The organism is Rhodococcus sp. P14 (assembly GCF_000256505.1).
Taxonomy (GTDB): domain Bacteria; phylum Actinomycetota; class Actinomycetes; order Mycobacteriales; family Mycobacteriaceae; genus Rhodococcus; species Rhodococcus ruber.
The window spans coordinates 1-4,862 of sequence record NZ_AJFC01000388.1 but is presented as its reverse complement, the minus strand read 5'-3'; the positions used below and the strand labels follow the sequence as shown (position 1 = coordinate 4,862).

Below are 4,862 nucleotides of genomic sequence, written 5' to 3'. Positions count from 1 at the left end.
CCACAGGAACCGGCAGCGATGCCACTCCTCGATCAGGGCAGCCGCGGCGGTGGTGCCCGGCCGCAACCGGTAGTTGTAGCGCACCACCTCGACCCCCATGCCGGCACGCTAACCGACCCCACCGACAGGTTCGCCCGACACCACCACTCCCCCGAAAGGAGGACGGCGCTTCCTCTCCCTCGTGAACGAGGCAGTATCGCGCCGCACATCAGATGACCGAAGACATGACCGAACACAAGGTAGCCCTCGTCACCGGCGCGAGCCGCAGCGTCGGCAAGGGCGTTGCGTGCACACTCGGCTCCGACGGCTGGACCGTCTACGTCACCGCCCGCGGCCCGGTCGGCACCGACGGCCCACTGGACCGCACCGCCGCCGAGGTCACCGCCCGCGGCGGGACCGGCATCGCCGTGCAGTGCGACCACACCGACGACGAGCAGATCCAGGCGCTGTTCCGGCGCATCGCCGACGAGCAGGGCGGCCGGCTGGACCTGCTGGTGAACAACGTGTGGGCCGGGCCGCCCGGTTTCGCGGGTTTCTCCGAGCCGTTCTGGCAGCGCCCACTCTCGGACTGGGACTCGCTCGTCGGCCTCGGGCTGCGTGCGCACTACGTCGCGTCCGTCGAGGCGGCGAAGCTCATGGTGCCGCGCGGCAGCGGAACGATCGTCAACATCTCCTCGTTCGGCACGCGCGGCTACCTGCACTCGGTGCTGTACGGCATCTCGAAGGCGGGGCTGGACAAGATGGCCGCCGACATGGCCGTGGACCTGCGCGGGACCGGTGTGACCGCCCTGTCGGTGTGGCCGGGGCTGGTCAAGAACGAGGCCATGCTCGCCCGCGGCATCGACAACTTCGAGGGCTTCTCCCTCGCCAACGCCGAGACCCCCGAATTCGTCGGACGGGTGATCGTCGCGCTCGCGAACGACCCGAAGGTGAACAAGCGCAGCGGGCACACCCTGATCACCGCCGAGACCGCCCTCGACTACGGGGTCGTCGACGTCGAAGGCAATCAACCGGATTCGCACCGGGGGGCGTTCGGCGGCGGCCCGCTGTACTGATCCGCGGAGGGCGCCGAATCCTCTGTGGTCCCTCCCGGGAACGAGATAGCCTCCGGGAAAGGGCGAGAGGGCGGGCACCATGCACAGCGAGAAGATCCCCGTCGCCGGCTCCGGCGGCACGGAATCGACGGCGGTGCTGGATCTGCCGGGAGGCCCGCCGCGCGCGTTCGCACTGTTCGCCCACCGCTCCGGCACGGCAGCGTCGCGGATCTCGGAGACCCTCACCGAGCACGGCCTCGGCGTCCTGCGCGTCGGCTGCCAGGGCACCGCCTCGGAGTCCGAGGTCGCCGCTCTCGTGCACGCCGCGAATCACCTACGCGACCACTACGCCGCTCCCAGCGTCCTGATCGGCCACTCCTTCGGGGGCGCGGCCGTCCTCGCGGCGACCGAGCACGTGCCCGAGGCGCGAGCCGTGGTCACGATCGGCGCCCCTGCGGCGACCGAGCAGATCGACAAGCTCGGTGCCGCGCTGCTGGTGATGCACTCCCCCGACGACGACACCGTCGACATCGACAACGCCCGGCAGATCTTCGAGGCGGCCCGTCACCCCAAGTCCTTCCTGTCCGTCGACGGCGCCGACCACCTGCTCACCCGGCAGTCCGACGCCCGGTTCGTCGCCTCGACGCTGGCGGTCTGGGTGGGCAGATACCTCGACGAGCACACCGCGCCGCAGCCGTCCCCGGCCGAGGGCGTCGTCGACGTCTCGTGGAACGGAGCCACCCGGTTCGGGCAGCGCATCACCATGGGCCGGCACCTGGTGACCGCCGACGAACCCCCTCCCGCAGGCGACGACACCGGGCCGTCACCGTACGACCTGCTGCTCGCCTCCCTCGGCGCCTGCACGTCGATGACGCTGCGCATGTACGCCGACCGCAAGCAGTGGCCGCTCGAGAACGTGTCGGTTTCCTTGCATCACAGCCGCATCCACGCCGCCGACTGCGAGGACTGCGAGACCCGGACGGGGCGGCTCGACAGGGTCGAACGCGTGATCCGGCTCGCCGGTGATCTCGACGAGCAACAGCGGCAGCGCCTGCTCGAGATCGCCGACCGCTGTCCGGTGCACCGGACCCTGCACTCGGAGATCGTGGTGGACACCGCCCTGGCAGCCGGTGATCGGACCGACGACGTGCCGCCGCCCTGAGCGCCGTCCGTCAGCGGGTGTCACGCCAGGTGGCAGGCCACCTGCCCGCCCCCGGGCACCTCGGTGATCTCGGGGCGGCGTTCCCGGCACACCGGCAGCACCTTCGGGCAGCGGGTACTGAATGCGCACCCGGCGGGCGGGTTCGCCGGGTCGGGCAGCTCGCCCGTGAGCCGGATCCGTTCGCGGCGGCGCTGCCGTGCCGGATCCGGCACGGGCACCGCCGACAGCAGCGCCTGCGTGTACGGGTGCGCCGGCTCGGTGAACAGCCGCTCCGACGGACCCCACTCGACGATCCGGCCCAGGTACATCACCGCCGTGGTGTGGGCGATGTGCCGGACCACCGCGAGGTCGTGCGCGATGAACAGGTACGCGATGCCCAGCTCGGCGGAGAGCTCCTCGAGCAGCGCGATCACCTGGTTCTGGGTGGAGACGTCGAGGGCGCTCACCGCCTCGTCGGCGACGACCAGTTTCGGCTCCACCGCGATGGCCCGGGCGATGGCGATGCGCTGGCGCTGCCCGCCCGAGAACTCGTACGGGTAGCGCTCGGCGTGTTCGGGCCGCAGCCCCACCTGTTCGAGCAGCTGCTCGACCTTGCGGCGGCGGGCAGCGGCGTCGAGGTCGGTGTGCACCTCGAGCGGTTCGGCGACGGCGTCGCCGACCGTGCGCGACGGATCCAGCGACGAGTACGGGTCCTGGAACACCATCTGCATGTCGCGGCGCGCGGTGCGCAGCTCCGACTTTCCCAGGGCGGTGACGTCGACACCGTCGAGTACCACCGACCCGGCGGCGACGTCCACCAGCCGCAGGATGCCGCGCGCGGTGGTGGACTTCCCGGAGCCGGATTCTCCGACCAGGGCGAAGGTTTCGCCGGCCCGGATGTCGAACCCCACCTCGTCCACCGCGCGGATCGTGCGCTTCTTCGCGAACGCGCGCCCCCGCACCGGGAACTCGACCCGCAGGCCCCGCACGCTCAGCAGCGGCGCGTTCGTGTCCTTCTCGACGACGGTCATACGGTTCCCTCCAGGATCAGATCGGTCACCCGGGCGCAGCGCGCCGTCCGGTCGTCGCCCACGGCGAGCAGCGGCACGTCGGCGGCGCACTCGTCGGCCCGGTGGGGGCAGCGCGGCGCGAACCGGCAGCCGACGGGGATCGAGCCGGGCGGCGGCGGTGAGCCTGCGATGGTGTGCAGTTCGCTGCGCCCGCCCACGTCGGGCACCGAACGCAGCAGGCCCGCGGTGTACGGGTGGCGGGGCGTCGCGTACAGCGGCTCGGTGCGGGCCCGTTCGACGACCTGCCCCGCATACATCACGACGACCTCGGTGCACAGGTCGGCGACCACCCCCAGGTCGTGGGTCACGAACAGCACGCCCATCCCGAACCGGCCGGCCATCTCGCGGATCAGGTCGAGCACCTGCGCCTGGATGGTGACGTCGAGCGCGGTGGTGGGTTCGTCGGCGATGAGGAGCTTCGGCTCGCACGCCAGCGCCATCGCGATCATCACCCGCTGCCGCATGCCGCCGGAGAACTCGTGCGGGTACTGCCGGATCCGGCGGGCGGCGTCGGGGATGCCGACGAGGTCGAGCACCTCGACCGCGCGGGCCGTCGCCGCCTTCCGGTTGACGCGGCGGTGCCGCCGTACCACTTCGGCGATCTGGTCGCCGACCGTGAACACCGGGTTCAGGCTCGTCATCGGCTCCTGGAAGATCATGGCGATGTCGTTGCCGCGCACCGCTTCCAGTTCGCGCGACGGCATGGTCAGCAGGTCGCGGCCCTGGAAGCGGATGCGACCGGCGACGGTGCGGGACTGCCGGGGCGGCAGCAGCCGCAGCACCGACGAGCAGGTGACGGACTTGCCGGAGCCGGATTCGCCGACGAGGCCGACGAGTTGCCCGGCCGCGACGTCGAAGGAGACGTCCTGCAGCACCGGCGTCCAGCCGGACGCGGTGGCGAACTCGACGCCGAGACCGTCGACGCTCAACAGGGGTTCGGTCACTTCTCGCTCCGATTCTCGCGGCCCACCGAATCGCGGATCCCGTCGCCGAGGGTGTTGCAGGCGAGCACGGCGAGGATGATCGCGACGGCGGGGATCAGCACGGGCCAGGCGGTGTAGTTCCACGCCTCGCGGCCCTCGGCCAGCATCCGCCCCCAGCTCGGGTCCGGTGGTTGCACGCCGAGTCCGAGGAAGCTGAGCGAGGATTCGGCGAGCATCGCGAAGCCGCACGCGAGGCTGATCTGCACGATGAGCGGGGAGAGGGTGTGCGGGAGGATGTGCTGGCGCACGATCCGCGCGGTGGGGGTGCCGATGCTGCGGGACGCCTCGATGAAGGTGTTCTCCCGCACCGCGATCACCGCGCCGCGCACGACGCGGAAGAACCTCGGGCCGAACACGATTCCGATCGCGAACATGGCGTTGGTGAGGTCGGGTCCCATGACGCCGACGATCGCCATCGCCAGCAGCAACGGCGGGAAGCTGAGGAACGCGTCGGCGATGCGGGAGAGCAGCGCGTCCCAGCGGCCGCCGAGGAACCCGGCCACGAGGGCGGGGATCACGCCGATGAGCAGGCCGACGGTCACCGAGATCGCCGCGGCGGTGACCGCGACGCGGGCGCCGTACAGCAACCGCGACAGGGTGTCCCGGCCGAGGTTGTCGGTGCCGAGCAGGTAGC

The 4,862-nt window shown here is 71.4% G+C and carries 5 protein-coding genes; 2 read left to right on the top strand and 3 right to left on the bottom strand.

Annotation, left to right across the window (positions count from 1 at the left end; all coding sequences use genetic code 11):
- The first annotated feature begins 224 nt into the window (after positions 1 to 224).
- Positions 225 to 1,055 (top strand): SDR family NAD(P)-dependent oxidoreductase, encoded by an 831-nt coding sequence (locus tag OEY_RS0126930; RefSeq protein ID WP_029540271.1) that lies wholly within the window; start codon positions 225 to 227, stop codon positions 1,053 to 1,055.
- 79 nt (positions 1,056 to 1,134) lie between these two features.
- Positions 1,135 to 2,196 (top strand): bifunctional alpha/beta hydrolase/OsmC family protein, encoded by a 1,062-nt coding sequence (locus OEY_RS0126925; RefSeq protein WP_010596831.1) that lies wholly within the window; start codon positions 1,135 to 1,137, stop codon positions 2,194 to 2,196.
- A gap of 20 nt (positions 2,197 to 2,216) precedes the next feature.
- On the opposite strand, the gene OEY_RS0126920 is transcribed toward OEY_RS0126925, so the two are convergent.
- The 3 genes from OEY_RS0126920 to OEY_RS0126910 form a co-directional block, all read right to left on the bottom strand.
- Positions 2,217 to 3,206, bottom strand: coding sequence for an ABC transporter ATP-binding protein (locus OEY_RS0126920; RefSeq protein ID WP_010596830.1), 990 nt, complete (start codon positions 3,204 to 3,206; stop codon positions 2,217 to 2,219).
- On the bottom strand, positions 3,203 to 4,189 hold the full coding sequence (locus tag OEY_RS0126915) for an ABC transporter ATP-binding protein (protein ID WP_010596829.1): 987 nt from the start codon (positions 4,187 to 4,189) through the stop codon (positions 3,203 to 3,205). Before OEY_RS0126915 ends, OEY_RS0126920 begins: the two co-directional genes overlap by 4 nt.
- Positions 4,186 to 4,862: ABC transporter permease (locus tag OEY_RS0126910; RefSeq protein ID WP_010596828.1), on the bottom strand; the 677-nt coding region annotated here is incomplete at its 5' end. The genes OEY_RS0126910 and OEY_RS0126915, both read right to left, overlap by 4 nt.